The 18,901-nt window shown below is 31.0% G+C and carries 15 protein-coding genes; all 15 read right to left on the reverse strand.

From position 1 onward, the window contains the following. Window positions 1-155 precede the first annotated feature (155 nt). Window positions 156-416, reverse strand: a complete 261-nt coding sequence (locus LQK79_RS00170) for a SpoVG family protein (protein ID WP_231014964.1) — start codon at window positions 414-416, stop codon at window positions 156-158. Window positions 417-687: 271 nt separating this feature from the next. Then, window positions 688-1,332 carry a prepilin peptidase gene (locus LQK79_RS00175; protein ID WP_231014965.1) on the reverse strand — a complete coding sequence of 215 codons (645 nt, stop codon included), beginning with the start codon at window positions 1,330-1,332 and terminating at the stop codon, window positions 688-690. Window positions 1,333-1,419: 87 nt separating this feature from the next. Beyond that, window positions 1,420-3,846 carry a hypothetical protein gene (locus LQK79_RS00180; RefSeq protein WP_231014966.1) on the reverse strand — a complete coding sequence of 809 codons (2,427 nt, stop codon included), beginning with the start codon at window positions 3,844-3,846 and terminating at the stop codon, window positions 1,420-1,422. A 65-nt stretch (window positions 3,847-3,911) separates the two neighbouring features. After that, window positions 3,912-6,962 (reverse strand): PKD domain-containing protein, encoded by a 3,051-nt coding sequence (locus LQK79_RS21010; RefSeq protein WP_231014967.1) that lies wholly within the window; start codon window positions 6,960-6,962, stop codon window positions 3,912-3,914. Window positions 6,963-6,975: 13 nt separating this feature from the next. Further along, complete coding sequence (locus LQK79_RS00190) at window positions 6,976-8,469, reverse strand: Ig-like domain-containing protein (RefSeq protein ID WP_231014968.1); 1,494 nt, start codon at window positions 8,467-8,469, stop codon at window positions 6,976-6,978. Between the two features lie 428 nt (window positions 8,470-8,897). Further along, a complete protein-coding gene (cpaB, locus tag LQK79_RS00195; protein WP_231014969.1) occupies window positions 8,898-9,563 on the reverse strand; it encodes a Flp pilus assembly protein CpaB in 666 nt (221 codons plus the stop codon). A 25-nt stretch (window positions 9,564-9,588) separates the two neighbouring features. Continuing rightward, window positions 9,589-10,164 carry a hypothetical protein gene (locus LQK79_RS00200; RefSeq protein WP_231014970.1) on the reverse strand — a complete coding sequence of 192 codons (576 nt, stop codon included), beginning with the start codon at window positions 10,162-10,164 and terminating at the stop codon, window positions 9,589-9,591. 15 nt (window positions 10,165-10,179) lie between these two features. Further along, the gene (locus LQK79_RS00205) at window positions 10,180-10,626 is read right to left on the reverse strand and encodes a hypothetical protein (protein WP_231014971.1); all 447 of its coding nucleotides are present in this window, start codon (window positions 10,624-10,626) and stop codon (window positions 10,180-10,182) included. Between the two features lie 111 nt (window positions 10,627-10,737). After that, window positions 10,738-10,953, reverse strand: coding sequence for a hypothetical protein (locus LQK79_RS00210; RefSeq protein WP_231014972.1), 216 nt, complete (start codon window positions 10,951-10,953; stop codon window positions 10,738-10,740). 85 nt (window positions 10,954-11,038) lie between these two features. Further along, on the reverse strand, window positions 11,039-11,725 hold the full coding sequence (locus LQK79_RS00215; protein ID WP_231014973.1) for a type II secretion system F family protein: 687 nt from the start codon (window positions 11,723-11,725) through the stop codon (window positions 11,039-11,041). 205 nt (window positions 11,726-11,930) lie between these two features. Then, on the reverse strand, window positions 11,931-12,902 hold the full coding sequence (locus LQK79_RS00220; RefSeq protein ID WP_231014974.1) for a type II secretion system F family protein: 972 nt from the start codon (window positions 12,900-12,902) through the stop codon (window positions 11,931-11,933). A gap of 1 nt (window position 12,903) precedes the next feature. Then, window positions 12,904-14,211 carry an ATPase, T2SS/T4P/T4SS family gene (locus LQK79_RS00225; protein ID WP_231014975.1) on the reverse strand — a complete coding sequence of 436 codons (1,308 nt, stop codon included), beginning with the start codon at window positions 14,209-14,211 and terminating at the stop codon, window positions 12,904-12,906. Further along, window positions 14,204-15,640 carry a P-loop NTPase family protein gene (locus LQK79_RS00230; protein ID WP_231014976.1) on the reverse strand — a complete coding sequence of 479 codons (1,437 nt, stop codon included), beginning with the start codon at window positions 15,638-15,640 and terminating at the stop codon, window positions 14,204-14,206. The genes LQK79_RS00225 and LQK79_RS00230 overlap by 8 nt, the downstream gene beginning before the upstream one ends. A gap of 287 nt (window positions 15,641-15,927) precedes the next feature. After that, entirely contained in the window at window positions 15,928-16,671 is a 744-nt protein-coding gene (locus LQK79_RS00235) for a hypothetical protein (protein WP_231014977.1), read from the reverse strand. 18 nt (window positions 16,672-16,689) lie between these two features. Further along, window positions 16,690-18,696 (reverse strand): C39 family peptidase, encoded by a 2,007-nt coding sequence (locus LQK79_RS00240; RefSeq protein WP_231014978.1) that lies wholly within the window; start codon window positions 18,694-18,696, stop codon window positions 16,690-16,692. Window positions 18,697-18,901: the final 205 nt, after the last annotated feature.

An 18,901-nucleotide genomic window follows, 5' to 3' on the forward strand; every position in this document is an offset into this window, starting at 1 on the left:
TTTTACACAAATAACAATAAAAAAGCAAACGATTTTGATAATAAGTAGTTGTTAAATACTACTTATTTTAATTTTTATATGTAAAATAATAAAAAACCACAAAAGCAAGTGTCATTATAGTAACACTTGCTATGTTTTAATGAAATTATAAGAAACTATTCTTTATATGCATTAAGTACTGCTTCTGTTATAGCATTTCTAGCCTCATTATTGATAGGAAAAGCTATATCAACATATTCGTTCCCATTTTTATTTTTTCTGTCTGGAAAACTTAAAAACATTCCTTTTTTACCTTCTATCAGTCTTATACCATTTACTGCAATTGCATTATCAATAGTTATTGAGACAAATCCTCTGATCTTTGAATCCTTTAGTATTGAACTATTTTTTGTTATTCTTACATTTGTTATTTCCATTTCCTTACCTCCAATTAATATTTTTTAATTTTTCTCTACATAAAAAATGGACTATCTTAAAATACTACTTTCAAGATAGTCCATTCTATAAAATAAAAGTGGAAACAAATTTAATTAGAAAAACTTACTGACTAAAAAATTTACTTCTTATCAGAAAATATAGTTTTTCTAAGGACAAAATCATTTTAGCACAAAAATCAAGGCAAAAACCTACCCACTTTTCTACCTTTTTACGGTAACGTTTTTTCCCTATCCACAACCTTTTCCACAGCTATTTTACAAAAATTATCACAAGCATTAAAGCAACTACTATGTAAGGTCCAAATGCTACTCTTAATCCTTTTTTGTTGTTTTTTCTTATTAGAATATATATCCCATATACACCACATAAAACTATTGAAATAAAAACTACTACAGCCACTTTATATACTCCTACTAAAAGTCCACACACAATAAATATCTCAACATCACCCCATCCAATTACATTTAAGGCTGCAAGTATTGTTGAAAATATTCCTGCTGCTATTCCTGCAAATACATAGCTTTTTATATTTACTCCGTTAAAATATCCTATTATGATAAAGGCAATACTTAAAACAGCCGCAATACATGTAGTTGAAAAATACACATCTTTAGTTTTGTAGTCTATTAAAGCTACCACAAAAAGAATTGTACATACTGAAGTATATCTAAAAAAATCAATGCTGAATTTATATTTAAAATAAAGCATACAGTATACACTTCCTATTAATATTGATATAATTGTACGTTTGTTAAATACTCTTCTAGCATATTTGAAACACTTCTCTATATTACTTTTCATTGGCCCATTTTCTTCTTTGGGAATCTTATATGAAAACCATTCCACCATACTTCCTATGAATAAGCCAAATATAAAGATTAATACTACAAGCAATTTTCCACTTCCTCTCTTTTCATTTTGTTTTCTATATAAAAAAAGCGGATAAGCAACTTATAAAAGTTATTTATCCGCTTTTAATTATTAATTTCTGTCCTGTCCAGTACCTATTATTTCCGTCTTTATTCCATCAAGTATATTCCCTTTAACATCAAGATACAGCGTTATTGACTTACTTGTACCATTTGCCTTTTGTGCTTCTACTGGTATTACATAAGGTTGTCTCACTCTATTTCCATTACTATCTAATGTAACTGGCGTATTTATTGGAAGCATATAGGCTATTTTCTCATTATGATGTTCTTCTTCCACAATAGTTTTTGTAATTGGAAAAGCTGTTCCCTTTTTATCAAGTGAACTTATTTCATTTGGAATATATATCTTTAAATATTTAGCATTGCCTGTCGTAGTTATATCAAAGGTCACCTGCTGTCCTTGTGCTGCAGGATTAGGATAAAGCTGTCCTGTTATTCCTAAGTCTTCAACTGTCAAAGTTTTTGTATATGGATCTGAACTTAATGGACTTCCAACTTTAGGAGAATCTTTTACTATTTCTTTTATAGTGTATATTCCCTTAGTTAAATTACTTAAATTAGGCTGATAATTTAAACAGTCTTGAACTGTATTACCACTGCTGTCTATTACCCAGAAATGCCTTTCTGAAAGCGAGTCTCCATCGGAATCATAACTTGTATCATTTATATTATTCTCTTCTCCTTCTGACATTTCATATTTATCAAGTGTGAATTGGGCTATAGGAGGATTATTCTGTCCTATAGTAATTGTTTTAACTGTCCAATTTGACCACGCACCCTCATTATTATTTCCATCCATATCCTGTACCCTTTCGGCTACTTCATAGGTTTTTGACATCTGTACTGTGCTTGGTGACATTCCATCTGTCCAGCTGCTGTCAGTATCTAATTTCCACTTGAATTCCCTTTTTACAAGACCTTTATCAGCTCTGCTTTCATGGTCTATGTCATAACTATTATCTTTTATATTAATAGTTAAGGTTCCTAGTTTAAGTGCCATTGAAAAATCGGCTATAGGTCTGTGGTGAACTCTAAGTACAAGTTGATTTTCTCCAGTACTCCACATTGAATATAATCCTAAAGGAATTCTAGCTGAAGTATCATCTTTTGCTTGATAACTTATTTTATACTCTCCAGTTTTGCCAAATTGAGTTATAGGTGTATCAATCCACTGATTATTATTGTCAATATAACCAGAGTTATTTTCATAAATACTTGGATCGTGGTCATATCTCCACCTTTCAACAGGTGTTCCATCTGAATTTTTAGCTTGTGGATCATTTTCTGCATCACTGTAAGTCTTATTATAAGTTAAAGTTTCATCAGTACACATATAGTTTATCTCGCCTAACAAGGCATCCTGAGTATATCTTGACTTTATATCATCAAGAGCATTTTGAATTTGACCTTCATCAAAAAGTTTTCCTCCGTCAAGAGAACTTCCTATGAGCTGCCTTATTGTAAGCGTTTGATTACTTCCTGCTTGTGAAAGCTTATAATCATAATTAGAACCAGGTGTTACAGCATAGCTAGTAAAGTTATTTTTCAATAAATAATTCATAAAAGAACTATTTAGATCTCCAAAGCCAAAATAGTTACCATCTCCATTTTGAATACTGTTCCCTGTTCCATCAGATACATAAATAAGATATTTATCACTATTAGTATTAAAGGATTTATTTTTTACTGTATCTACATTAACCGCATTTACTGGAAGTGCATCTGTCGTAGTTCCTGAAATTGTTCCTGTGTAAGTTTGAGTGTAGGTTGTAGTTGTAACAGTGTATCCAGGATGTGTTACATCTCCATCATACACAACATCATAAGTAACCCAATCAGTATATGGTGCTGGTGGTGACCCTCCTCCAATATTAACAGCATCAGCAGAAACACAAGGGACTTGACCATCCGGTACACTTAAATAAGGTGGATGTTGAGGAGATCCACTCATAGTTATAGTACCATCTTCATTGTGAGTATAGTATATTGTAAAATTCTGTTCAACATGATAGTGCTGCGTATAAGGTGGATAATAATAACTTCTTGTAGCGTGCGTGTACCCACCTAAAGCGCTTAAATTACCGCTAAGTCCATTTTCATAATAATTATAGGTTGATGGCGGTACCTGATCTACAAAAGTTTCATTTACAGTTACATTCTTGCTTTTAAACGAAGTATAATTATATGTCCCTACTTGCTTATTTGATGTTATAACATCAATATTTGCATTTACTCCATGGGAAGACATATCTGCCTTAAATGCATTTAACTTTGAATTTAAGGCACTTAATTTTTGCTCCGAATAATCAGTCAATATTTCAAGATTTATTGGCTTAGAGTTTTTCACAGCAGCTATAGTTGCCGTTGGTGGAGTATTGTTCTCCTGCTTCTCTTTTCCGTAGACCACACAACTTACAATCAATGCTGATATCACCGCTAACGCTGTTCCTATAATAAATTTCTTTTTTCTTTTCACTATTTCACCTCCTCATATAAAATAAAAAAGAGAACTGCATAAAAAATACAATTCTCTTTTTCATCTTAGTGAACGCTGCCAAAGGTATTAGCTTGCTTTATATCACTATTTGTTATAAGCTGTGGTATTGTTTCCTGACCAAAGCTCTCCTGAACTACTTTTTCAAAATCAAATTTTCCAACTGAGGTTGATTTAAATGTTACGCTTTTTAAGTTTCCACAGTTAATTTTATTTATATCAAGCTTTAATACATCATCATAGCTTCCTACATATCGCCAGTGAGGATTTAAGCTGTCATTGACGTAAGCATACTTATGTCCATCCGAACCTATAGTAACAAGCTTACCATTGAGTGGTGTGCTATCTGGTACTTGTATTTTATATCTAGTATCTGAATCACCATTATAGTCAAGATCATACACGTACCATCGCTCTTTTTCTGGTGTTGTTTTCTTTGTTCCATCTTCATTATTTGTTATATTAATGTAACTGCCATCATTATCGCTGTCAAAACAAGCTATCCACATTCTTTTGCTTATGTTATCATCACTGGAAGTACTGTTATCTGTTAAAACTGTAGTTCCCTGTGCAAGACCATTGGGACTTAAATCCTTTGGATCTCTATATCCTGTGTCACTGTCTAAATCAAGGTTAGCTGTTGGTGATAAGTCAGGAACTATATTTAAATCAACAGAAAATGAATTTGAATATCCTGCCGTATTGTAAAGCGTACATTTTGCTGTATACTTTCCAGCCTTTTTAAATATTAAATCCATACTTTTTGAAGCTGTAGTGCTGTCTAATGATTTAACTATTGTACTTGAAGTAGGATTATTATCTACTGTAAGCTCATTACCGCTGCCATCAAAGAACTGCCATTTAACTTTGCTCCAGTCTAAAGGATATCTCCCACTATTTGAACCACTTGAACTATATTTATCAACGTCAAGCGTTACTTTACGGTTTTCTTTTTCATTTCCCGATTTATTTATAACTACATTAGGTACTGGAGGAACTACTTTTACAACAGTGGTTGCAGACGCTGAGGCTCCATATGAATCTGTAACCGTTACACTATAGTTTTTATTTCCTGTATTATCAAAATACCCTGAAGCTGTATAACCACTTGCTGAACCTTTCAAATCAGAAGGTACATTCCAACTATACGTAAGGCTGTCACCATCTGGATCTACACCCGAAGCATTTACACTAAAATCATCCCCCATAACTACTTCAGAAGGTCCCTGAAGGGTTACTGTTGGTGGATGATTTACAAGTCCAAAATTAAAGTCTGCATATACCGTACTATTTGATATAACATTTACTGTCACTGTTGGATTTGAACATGTGTGCCTAGGGTATGATTTATCTGGGCTGTAAGTATGTGGTCCTACATCTACATTATCTATTTCGCTTTCATCTGCTGTCTGCTCTATCCCATCAACAAAATATCTTTTTATTACTGTTCCAGTTTGGGGTACTGGTGGAATTTTTCTACAATAAATTTGTAAATCCGCTGTACTGCCCGAACCAAATCCATTCTTAGGAAGTAAAGAAGAGTCTGTATCAAACCCTATACCATATCCTAAAAATGAAGCAAAATATTTCGATGTATCCAGTTGATAACCACTAGGTGCCACCGTCGGTAAATAATAGCCTATTTTTGAATTTCCATAATCCGTTAAATCTGAATTTACATATAGCTTAGTAGAAGGACATCCTGCTGTATTATATATAGGATTACCTGTATCTTCATCTATATATTGCAGATTTAATGTGTAACTATTTTCTAGTTGTTGACACATTACATAAATTTCTTTACTTGAAGTACTTAAATCTACGCTTATACGGCCATTATAGGCTGTATCCGTATCATTAACACTCGTTCTATAACTACCTGTTAAGCTATATCCGCTAGGTGCTTGTGGTGTGTATGGGCTTATTTGATTATCTACATCTTGAATATCTGTACCACTGTCTTTATCTATATAATGCACTGTTAAATAGTTTTGCTTAACATCAGTTACCGTAAAAGTTTTTGTCTGATCTCCACTTGATGAACCCCAATTATCAGCTACTTTGTGATGAACTGTATAAGTACCTGCTGGTACATTACTATCTACTGTGAGCGTCATACCACTGGCTGCATTTGTAGCACTCTTATTATTAAGCTGTGGACTAAACAAGCTATTCACATTAGCTCCGCTGCTGTTCGTTATACTCCAACTTGAACCAGTGATAACAGCATCATCATAGGTGTAACTTTGTGGTAAGCTGTGATTTGAACCATGCTTTGCTACAGAATTTGACATAGTATAATAAGTTGACCAAAATAAAGAACTTGTATCGCTATAAGAGGAGCTTGTAGTACCATCTGTAACATTTAAAGTCTGACCACTGCTTACAGTTTCTGTTGAATCTCCACTATTGAAATAGAAATCAGTAGTAGGTGCTGTATGCTGTGGATTAGCTGCTATTGTGGCTATGTGATAATCATGAATAAACTTTGATTTTGCATCATAATCACCATAATTAGGGAAAGTCTGCCACATAACTGCTCCACCACTTGCTGGTGTAAAAGAATTACTATCTATTTTATATCCTATACGAACAGGATCTTTTAAGTACATAGTAATTGCTCTATAATAAATTAAATATGGATAATTATAAGTTGCCTCATCTGAACCAGTACTTGCAAATTTATAATTTAAGTAATAATGGCTATCTTGGTCGTCTGAATCGTTGGAATCTACACCATAGTTGGCATTAGCCATAGCCTGAGCTCCTGTTATTGAACCATCATAATTATTTTTCATATAACTATCAGTCGTTGTAGCATCTTGAGGAAACATAACCGTCTGATAAAACTTCCATCCAGCAGTTTCATTATAGCCTGCTCTAGCTGTCCATCCTGGAGTGTCTACATATTCGTCTGCCATAATAACCTGTCCTGTATAAGTATTTGGCTTTTGAAAATTATTTGAATCTCTTGACACTATATAAGGATATGTCGTATCTGCCATTACTTTGCTGTTATTGAAATAAAAATTAGACACTATTAAAGAGAGTGCCAAAATTAATGACACTCTCTTTAATAATCTTCCTTTACTATTCACTTTTTACCTCCTATTAATACTTAAATAAGAATATACCATTATTACTATATATAGTTATACCACCAATTGGCTTTGTATGAAATTCTTGCCTAGAATCATAACCTGCATTATCTTCTTGTACAATATAATCATAAATTTCATTTGCATAATCTCCACCAAACATAGAATAAATTGATTGATATAAAGCTAGCCTTGATAAATTCCCCTGTGCATCTTTAGTTGTAGAAGACATTTGCACCGCAACTTGTGGCTGATTACTAATTAAAGCATTTTTTAAATCGTCTGTAGTTTCTGAGCTATAGACCTCTTGAAATAGCCCATTATTTATATTAGTTTTATAAAAAGAGAAAAGTTGAAAAGTATAAGCTGGCATGCTATTTAATACATTAGGCATATACTGGTATAAGGCCATTCCTGTAGAATCATCATATGTCGTCTGTGGTGCTTGTTCTCTAAATCCAACATTATATCCAGAATAACTAGGATTTTTAGCTAATATCTTTTTATATTCTTTTCTAAGTTCTACTTGAAGATTTACGATATTCCTATTCTGCAAGTTTGCATATGGATTCCAGTCATTTGTTATTTGACTTACTTGCTGTACTTTATATGCATTATCTAGTACAAGTGTTCCGCTATTATCATGACACTTCTGTAAACTCTGTGTAAAATAACCGTCTCCATCACCATCTGGTATTTGATATAGTTCACTAGCATATTGACTTCCAAACGAGATATAGTCATCGTTGCATATTCCTTGTATTGTTGGGTTTAACTTATAAGCTCGTGTTTCAAAACTGTAAGTCTTAGTTGCTATATCTTGACCGTCTGTACTCCTTACTCCATTTAAGTTAATTGTATAAGTAGTGTTGCACTTGTATGCATTTCTTGGCAAATCTATAGTTTTAGTATCATCCCAAAATATATTATTAGGATCTATGTCAATCTCACTTCCAATAGCTGTAACTTTGACATTTGCCTTATTCCCATCCTTATCTGTAACTGTTACATTGCCTATAGTTGAAGCATCTATATTTTTACTCAACTCCAGATCAAAAATAGCATTAGGTTGAACATTGCTTGAAGCATTATCTGTAGATCCATTTGAATATACTTTGTTAATATCAAAACTGCCCTGCTGTGCTTCATTTGCAGTTGTAAACTGCATTGTTGCATTATCTGAAAGCTTGTCACCCTTAGTATCTGCTACGTTATCTACTACTAAAGTATACGTACTATTAGGTGCATACCCATCCGTAGGAGTTACAATCATTTTTGTAGTATCATCATTAAAATCTAATCTAGTTGGTATTTTATTACCCTTACTGTCCTTTATATATACATTTTCAAAGGCTTCATTAGTATCAACAGACTTATTAAAAGTTACTGTCCATGCGTGATTTAAAGCAACATTCTGCTTTGAGTCAAAATTCTTTGCAAACACAGGTGATACGGAAGTAAACATTATTGATGTCATTGTAACTAAAGAAATTAATTTTTTGTTCATGTAAATTCCCCCCATATTTTTTATATAACAATTTGAATATTATTCCTACCTATATATATTTTACCTCCTTTCCAGTACTCCCGCAAATAAAAATAAGCTTTTGCAACTACATTATAAATTTTTTTCTTTACATAAAAAATGGACTATCTTAAAAATTAATTCTAAGATGGTCCATTTATATAAAACAGAAATTCTTTTTTATACATAGAATAGTATAGGTGCTATGATTAAAGGCACTATACATAACATTGCCACTGGTATAAAAGTTTATCACTCAAAATCTGTCCCCCCTCTGCTGTCAAATTAACCACAACAGCTCCTTTGGAAGAGAAAAACTCTGGAGGGTGACAAACTAAAAACATTTGTTCTCTTAATTAATATTATATCATATTTTTAAAAATTTTTTCTTATATAAAAATAGTATTTACTTAATTATTATTTGTACTTTCACTATACACAGGACATTTAGCAATTTTAAAGCTTCCCGAAAACATTTGATTAGATGTCTTTATAAATGCATCTTCACTGCCAGCAAACATAACTGCTGCTGCTAATACATTTTTATCCCCTGGTTCTAAAAATTTACCCTGTGAATCTACTGCTCCAAGTACTCTTACTTTTCTTCCAGTGAGTTCTGTTTTTGGCGTAGGATCTCCTTGCACCGCAACACCTGTGTGAGAAATATCAACTATATCACCACGTCTTAAGGTTCCTGCAAAAGCATCATTGTCAAGCTTTGTAAGAGGTATTGAAAATTCTCTTTCTCCTGGTTTTAAAAACATCTTTGAACTATCGTTTTTATCAGCTATTGTGTTTTTATTTAAAGGCTCTTCTTTGTATATATTCTGAGTTGCATATTTACTTGTTATACCATTTAAAGATTTAGCCATATCACCAGTGACATTGCTTATAGGCTTTTCTTCTATTATGAAATCACTTGCTTTAAGAAATTCACCCTGCCTTATATCCTTTGCTGCAACATAAATTTGTTTCTCAGGTGTTGAGTTTGCTATCTTTTTTTCAGCTGCAATTAATGTTGCAAACACTACACCCGCAAGAACAACTGTAGTTATTATTATTTTTTTCTTATTCAATTTTAATCCTTCCTTTCTAAAATATCTATTTCACTATGTCTGTATCCACAGATATGCTGGTTTCCTTCTTCTGTCCAAATAAAATATCTGTATTAAACTTTATGGTTGCATGAACACTTGTATTATTAACTATACTATTATCAGTGGTTTTTACTACGTTTAAACTCTTATCTGCTGTGCTTTCAGTAAACATATGAGTACCAGAATTATAGGCCCATATATCAACTGAATTATCTTTAACATTATATATTGTAAATTCATCTATAGTAACTTGACCATCTGCTGCACTGCCAGCAAGTCCATTTAAATTGAAATCTAGTTTCATATTAGTTTCTAAGTGCTTTTTAAAAGTCTCAAAAGCTGCATTAGGATCACTAATTTTTAGAGTACCATCTTGTCCAAGAACATCTAAATCTATATTCTTATATACTGCTAAATTCGATAATGTAACATCATCCTGAACACTCTGTACTCTATTAAGTATTATTCTATAAAAAACAGTAAACATAAGTGCAATTGATATAAGTATAATCATAAAAAGTCCTAAGGCCATTATGGATGCATCACCTTTACTTTTCTTTTTCAAAAGCCTCTTTAACATATCTCCACCTACCTCCTAATTAGCTTTCTTACTGGTGGAACTTTTTTTAATATGACCGGTTTTATCTACATTTTGAAAAGAAGGTATAACCCCATTTCCTGTAACTAAATCTTTCATAGGATATTTATAAGTTATACATAAGTATACATCTTCACCGTAGTTAACTTGACTAAGAGTAGTGCCTGAAATATCTATATTATTTATACCTATGTTCTTAAAATCACTTATCATTGCTGTTTCATTATCTGGTGTTAAGTAACCATTTTGCTCCATTTTGAGCATATACTTTCTCGCTATACCCTCTGCATCTGTACTTTTCTTTATCGGAACAACACTTGAAATGAAATAAACAAATACAACACTCATAACTAAAATAGCTATAAGAGACATAACAACTGTATCCGCACTGCCATCCTTCTTCTTAGTCAACTTACTTATTTTATTATTAATATTTCGCCACAATTTATCACTTCCTCAAATTATCTCGTGTGGCTTCGCTCTACACGTATTGATTTTGCCCCATATAAAAATGGCATTAGAAAGAACTTTTTTCTAATGCCATTTTTCAACTTTTTAAGCCGTAAATATATTTTTAGTTTCTGTATTAAACCATGTTCCAACACTATTCAAAAATGTGCTTATCATAGTCTTATATAGTGGATACGTTATTATTAAAAATACTGCTATAATTACAAGTACCTCAACTGTATTTACTTCTCCTTTCATTTTTTTTATTCTGTCATTTACTTCCATAAGCTTTAAATGTGCTTTTACTGCTAACTTTTTCATTTTAAATCTCTCCTTTGAATTTTTATTTTTAATTTTTCTTTACATAAAAAAATAACCGTGGAAAAATATACGACTATTTCCATGCTTACTTAAATATTGAATTACCACTTTGCATTAAATTGCCTGCTACAACAAAGAATACAACTGCAAGTATTCCCATAAACATAAGCATATCTATTAAAAGCATCCACATATCAATTTTTTCAGTTTGCTTTTCAACGAAAAAAGCATTTACGGTCTTTAATGAAGAGCTTTGGTCATCTATTGTTTCCTCATATGTTCCTGAATTTATACATTCCTTCATTGTTGACACAAAAGTTTCAATTTCAGACATATTGTATTCGTCTTTGAAATCATCTAGTGCTTTTTCAATATTCTTTGAAAGATTTATCTTTGCAGCAAGCTTTATAAGACTTTTTTTAAGTCTTTTATTCTTGCATACTGTATATGCTTCTACAAGTGCATGTCCTATATTTACTCCTGCCATAGTTTGAAGATTTATAAGATCATATACATCAGCTAAATCCATTCTTATTTTATTTAAATCATCCTTATTATTAAGATAATTTATTATATTAATAATAAAAAAACCAAATATTCCAAATGCTATAGAAAAAATTGTATTTACAATATAATTTTTCCCTAATGGCTGTGTTTGCATAGAGGAAAAAAATAAACCTATAAATAATAGGATTTTTAAGATCAAATAACTCACTGGCGTTAAATGGAGCGGATTGCCACACTTTTCAAGTTTGTTTTCTGTATACTCCATACTTAACCCCCTGGGAAGCTTTAATCTATGAAAAAGATTTTTATTTTTTCTTAGATTTAACGATTCCCCATATTTTACTTCTCTATATTTTGAGTTAAAATAAAACTTTAAAAATTTCCTTAAATAAAAAGAAAGCATAATAATACATGTTAGAAATACTAGTTTTAATACAATAATTACAATCTTCATATTTGCCTCCAATCCATTAATAGTTGAAATCTTTAAGTGTAATACATTTATACACAGCAAATATTATTACTCCCGAAATATATACTACTATGATTTGTCCAATAACGCTGTTCATCATCTTTTCATAAAAACCAGGCATTATTCCTGTAAGACCATGAATAATAAGAAGTGAAATAAGTATTATAGCTATAATGCCAGCTTGTCCTGTCTGAACTTTCTTTTTTCTTCTTTCCTTCTCTTCATAGTATTTCCTAATTACAACTTTAGTTTTTGTCAGAAGTTTTGAATAATCTGCATTATTTATAGAACATATATATAAATTTTTAAGTATATTTTTGAGTCTTATATTTTCTACCTTATTTATATAATTATTAAAAGCTGTTTCCATTGGAATTCCCCTTTTAACTTCCATTACAAATTCCTTGTTATGTGTTTTTAAAGGCTCCTTTAAACTTTTTGTAGCTTCCTCCATCATAAATAGTATGCTATTTTTAATCTTAGCACTGCTTTTTAATGCATCGACAAAAGGAATTATGTTACTATCTATCTTATCAAAATTTATTCTAGCCATTTCCCTAAGAACGGCATATGAAATAATGATTACTGCTAGAAAAGCCATAGCTGAAAATATACAGCTTTGAAAAATTAAATATATAATAAAAGCAGCAGTTACAGCTAAAAAAATATCTATAAATATAAAAAGCTCCGAGGACATAAATCTAAAGATTTTTCTTATGTTCGAGTTATATATAAGTGTGTCAATTTTGAATAAAAAAGACTTTTTATCTTTTCCCTTTCTCTTGTATATTTTTTCTGCTCTTTCTGAAAGAAGTCTTTTCTCATACCTTTTATCAATAAACTGGAGGATTTCCTTTAACTTATGATTATTTTTATCTTTAAATAACATTTCCAGTGATAGAAATACAATTATAACTATTTGTACAGCTAATATTGCATTTAAAACTATATTTAAAGGCGATATATGCATTTTATTCACCTTCTTTCAAAGTCTCAAGATACTCTGAATACTTAATTTTTTCATTTATTTTACTACAGCTATGGCCAATTGTATTAAATTCACCTTTATTAAACTTAAATATAGGATTAAAATTAAGCTCTTTCTTATCTTCATTAAAGCCTACTACTTCAGTTACTTCCATAATCTTAAAGTCTTTCATAAAAACTATGACATCTATAGCCGAAAGCATCTTTAAAAGTGCTGATCTTTCAAGATTTGTGCCAGATTCCTCCATATAATCAATAAGTTTATCAGGTGCTTCCTTTGAACTATTCGTATGACCTGAAGCCCAACCTATATGTCCTGTACCCATTATCTTAAATAAATCCATCGCCTCTTTACCTTTTATTTCACCAATTACTATCATATCTATATCTTCTGTCATAGCCTGTCTTGATAGCTTACTTAATGAGTATTCAACATCACTTTCTCCTACTTTAAGCTTTACTTTTTGAAACATCATATTAGGATGCTCAGAGTGCAGTTCTTCAATTTCTTGTATCACAAGCCCCGATATAGAAAATGGTACTTTATCTATCATTGCATTTATAAGAGTAGTTTTACCACTTCCTCCTTTGCCACACATAAAAACATTTAAGCCAGCTCTTGCTGCTTTAACCAAATAGTAATAAATTTCTTTATTCATCATCCCATATTTACCCATAAGCAGCTCTAATGAAACCTTATTTTTAGGTATTTTTCTTATAACAATATATGGCGTGTCATTAGAATTTACAAATTCTGAACTTAGAGTTATTCTTAAATAAAATTTTTCTTGAGTTTTATCTTCCAAAAGCTGAACAGCATTTCTTTTATCAAGTGTTCCACCAAGCTTTACTACTAAGTAATTGAAAAATATTCCATACGACTCTTTTGAAGTAAATTTAATATTTGAAGGCACTCTTTTTCCTTTAATTTTTACTTGAACATTGTCGTATGCCAAAACTTTAATATCTGAAATATCATCATCCTCAATTAAATCCTGGAGAAGATAATAGCCAAATAAATAGTCTATTACCTTTTTTATAAGAGTATTTCTATCTGGCACATCAAAGGTTATATCCTTTTTATCTAAGTAATTTAAAACTTCATCTTTAATTACACTTTCAGGAAGTGCTCCTTTTTCAACATCGTTAATGAGATAAGATTTTTTCTCTGTAAATTCTTTTATTATGTTATCTACCAGTGAAATAATTTCCTTATTGTGAGTGCTGGTACTATTTGTGTTCTTCTGTAATTTGTTATAATTAAGCTCTTCAACTAAATTTACTCTATTCAAGTTTCTTCCCTCCCTTTACTAAGGCTTCACCTGTTTCTTTCTTCAATGTTTTATTTGATTTCTTAGTGCCAAATACCTTATTTAAAAATGAAGTTTTAGGAATATAATCTAAATTCTCTAAGACCTTAATATATGGCTCCAGCTTTTTCTTATTAGGTCCGCTTATAAATGGCTTTTGCTCATTTAAACTTCCTTCTTTTGCCTCATCATATGGAATATAGGACAGAATATCATATCCTTTAAATATTTCCTTTATAGTTTCTTTATCTAAGCTTTTAACTGTTAAGTTTGATATTACAATTTTAAATTTATTTTGTGATATTTTTGACTTAAAATTATTTATGACAAAGAGCATATTCCTCATTTCGGTATAATTAGCTTCGGTAACACAGATAATATCAGTTGCTTTTGTTATTGGAATAAAAGTGCTTCCAAGACTTATATCTGGATTTGTATTTATAAGTATAGTGTCATAAGCAGTCCGTGCAGTATCTATTATTTTTTCAAAATACTCATTTGGCATTTTCTCAAATAACACTAAATCATACAATCCTGTTGCAATATCTATATTTTTATATTTAGGATGTTTTTTTACAAAGTTAGAAAAGTTACTACTGTTTAAAATGTTTCTATCTACTGCATTGTACATGGCAACTAAACTTGTATTATCCCCGATATCATATTTACTTTCAATATCTATATTTTTGTTGATACCTAAGAAGTGATCCATCACTGGAAATAGTGTATTGAAATCTAATATTAATATTTTTTGCTCTACTTTTTGAGATAACAATACTCCAATTTGAGCTATTAGATCCGCTGTTAAAAGCGCATTGTCTGTAGTATAAAAAGTAAGTACCTTCTGTTTTAAAATTTGAGTTTTATAAACAGTTTCCTTAATCACTACAGGTTTTTCAACTACCTTCTCCACCACTTTTTCTACTACTTTTTCATTATTTTTTTCAATTACCTTTGTATCACTACTTTTTGAATGTCCTCCAACATTTATAACTTTTACTGGCGTTCCATCATCATTTTTTTCAAGCTCCATGTTGCTGTATTTTAAGTAAATATCTGAAATATCCGAAAATGAATTTGGATTTAAAACTAAGTTAGCTGCATCTTCAGGCCTTACAGGATCAAAAAGTATATCGTTAATAGAATAATTAAAACACTTCTTTATTCCCCTCACATCATCTTCATTTGTAAGATATATAATCCTTGTATCTTTGGACTTTAAGAGAAAAAATAACTGGTTCATGTCCATATCTCCAACAAGTCTTTGAGACACTATTGCAACATTAAAATCCTTTTTATCAAAAAACTCTCTGTAATTTACAATTTGGATTTCTATATCTTCTTTACTGGATAGTATTTTTTCAATTTTTTCATCAAGTTCTTTCATTCCTGTCGCTATTGCTAATGTCATTAAATTTACCTCCCTTTTTAATTTTTCTTTTAATTCTCTACATAAAAAAGGGATTATCTTAAACCGTCAAATTTAAGATAATCCACTATATAAAATAAAAGGGGAAACTATTTAATATTGAAAACTTACCGACTAAAAAATTTATTGTTTATGAGAAAATATAACTTTTCTAAGGACAAAATCATTGTAGCATAAAAATAACCAAGAAAAGCTACCCTCTTTTCTACCTTTTTATGGTACTGTTTTTTTCCTATCCACAAGCTTTTCCACAGCTTTTGCACAATTATTTAAGATATCCTAATATTTAAAATGGCTCTTTCATCAGCAAAATTTACATCAACATTAAATGTTTGGCTTGTGTTATTATTGGTTTTAACTTGAAATTGAAAATTTATATTATTATTATCAATTTTCTTTATATTTTGTAATACCCCATATTTCACCCTACTATCTTTTAAAAAGAATAGCTTTGATACAAAATCCTTAAGATCATTTATGCTGCTTATACCATATAAGTAACAGAATCTTGATTTATTATCTCCTTTAGAAAGATATGAATTCAATCGCTGTGCATCATCTTTAAATGAATTGGTTTCATTATAAACATTTTTCATATCGTTAGCTGCTTCCTTAAGTCTATCTTCTATTCTATTTGAATCATCTAAGTTTGTAATATTTTTGGAGTAAAAATCTCCCGCTGCATTATCTATATAAAACTCTCCATTTTGAGTTCTACGTTCAGCACTTGAATTGACTGTACAACCGCTATTTCCATGATCCTTATACTTATCAGCAAATTCTTTAAGCTTTTTTTCTCTCTGGTCATTGCCAACTACCTTTATTTCAAGAACTTTATTGTCTTGGTTTTGCTTTTCTTGTTTTACTGTTTTTATATTTTTTTTAACATCTAATTTGTCTTTACTTCTATATGCAAATTTTGAGAACATAAATATCCCAATGATAATAAAAATTAAAGTTATTATGCTTATCATAACAATAAACTTGACTTTATTATTTTTATTAAAGTTCATGTTTTTACACTCCTTCAATTATTTTTTCATAATCCAAACTTGTCTTGTTCCTATCGAATTTATCATTTTTTCAGCATATGCTCCATATCCCATGAACAGATCAATATGGTGCCCTTTTATAGCTCCACCAGTGTCTCTAGCTGTATATATTCCATTCATATCAAAATCTTTTTCATCTGCTGTTTTTTGGTGTCTTATATTTTCAGGGAATCTAATAAGTATCTTGCTACCAATTGGAATTACACTAGGATCTGTTGCAATAATTCTACCTGAAAAATCTAAGTATCCATTTACATTAGTTCCATCTGCTGTCACTCCAGAAAGACCTTCCATTGCATCTTTATGTCCTCCATAAACAGTCATTTCATATTGTTCAAATTTCAGATTAGGATTTTTAAATATCCAAAACCTGTTAGCTTCATCAGCAATACCTTGCATAGGAAATTTATTTATTCCTGTAGCTGGATTAGGATCATTTATTAAAACTTGTCCATCTGTATCTACACCTGTAAGAACTATAAAGTGTCCACCTTTAGTAAAATGTCCTTCATGCATACTTGCAACTACTGGATAGCCATTCTTTAATGCATCATATACGGTGCTATAATTTGTAGGTTCAACTTCCGTACTATTAAGTCCAAAACGTGATGCTGATGCCTGTTCAAAAAGTGCCCAAGACGTTCCCTCACCTGTTGTGCTGTTATATCCTTCTGCTTTTGCATATGCAGCAGCTTCACCTGGATCTAAAATTTTATCTCCATTTTTATCCCATGAACCTAAGTTTCCTTCAAGCCCTGAAATTACCATTGCAAAACTTGTTGGTCCGCATCCACTTGTTTCTATTGTTCCTTGCCCATAAGGTATATCCTTCCACCTTGGATCATTTTGTCTAAATAGTGGTATCATGCCAGAAAATCCACCAGCATCTACTCCTAATATATCATCTACAATGTTATCATCTACCTCTGAGTTCATCCAATCTCCATCTTGCTCACTTGTATCATAATCACTGCCTGTACCATTTATAACATAATGTACACCCATATTAAGATCATCATCTGATTTTTCATTGGGAAATTCACTTTTAATTATGCCTTTTAATCTTTCAAAATGCTTTTTACTTTCAGTTATCTTATCAACAATTGGAGTATCGACTTTAGTTATTACTGTTGCAGTCTCTGTAACTTTCTTAGTCTTTGAACTTTGGGATTGTAAGGAAGGATTTGTACCTGCAACACCAGTTCCATTATTATCTACAGCAGTAGATATTGTTGCATTTGGCTGAATATTTATTGTAGTTTGTTTAGAGTTAGAATCTTGCGATGCAGCTGTCGCCGGTAATACTGGAACTTCATAAGTTCTAGTTGATGTTTGACTAGAAGTAGTAGACTTAATTTTGTAAGTTATATCAACTTTTCCTTTAATAGTATCAGCCATATTTAAAAGTTTTATTTTCTTCTTAGATGTTGAAATTGTTGTAGTATTCTTTCCTTCACTGTCCTTAACATTAGTGGTTGTTGTAGTAACTATATAGCACTCAGAATAATTAAATTCAGGCTTTAAAAGGTCTGCATATTTTGATATAACAAGTTCTGAAGCTTCTAAATCTGTTAAGGCCTGCACTGCCATCATTTTATTTATATCTTTTCCTGTTTCAAGTTCTACCAGTGAAACAAAGCCTTCAACGTTTCCTTCTGTAATACCAACCCTTTTAGCCATTCCATAATAATCATCCATAGCTCCATTAGCATTTTTGACTTTAGTTTTTAAATAATCCGCTAAAGCTTTATTATCGTACTTATTCATTGTGTCAGAAAATGTATGCTCTCCTGTCATTCCAACCTTAGCAGCTCCTATACAGAATATAATTATGAATAATACAAAGCATATCAAAGCTCCCCAGGGTATCATAAGCTTTATCAGTAATTTTCTTAATGTTTTCTTGCCCTTATTTTTTGCCATCCCTCCTATAAAAGATTTAACCTTTGAATTTCTATTATCCTCACCACTTTCTTCATTGAACATTTATTATCACTTCCTTTCAAAAAGAAAAGCTCCAGAAGTTTTGTCTTCTGGAGCTTAAACTATTTGAAAGTTAAATTGTAACTGTTTCTACCTCTTACCATTTCATCTGCAAAACCTTAAAAAAGCCACTCCATGTTTTTCCCTTTTAGTGCTGCATACATGACTGAAAACGAAAGCACTTTTTTATGTATAAAAATAAAGAATA

It is taken from the genome of Clostridium guangxiense (assembly GCF_021043395.1).
GTDB lineage: Bacteria > Bacillota > Clostridia > Clostridiales > Clostridiaceae > Clostridium_S > Clostridium_S guangxiense.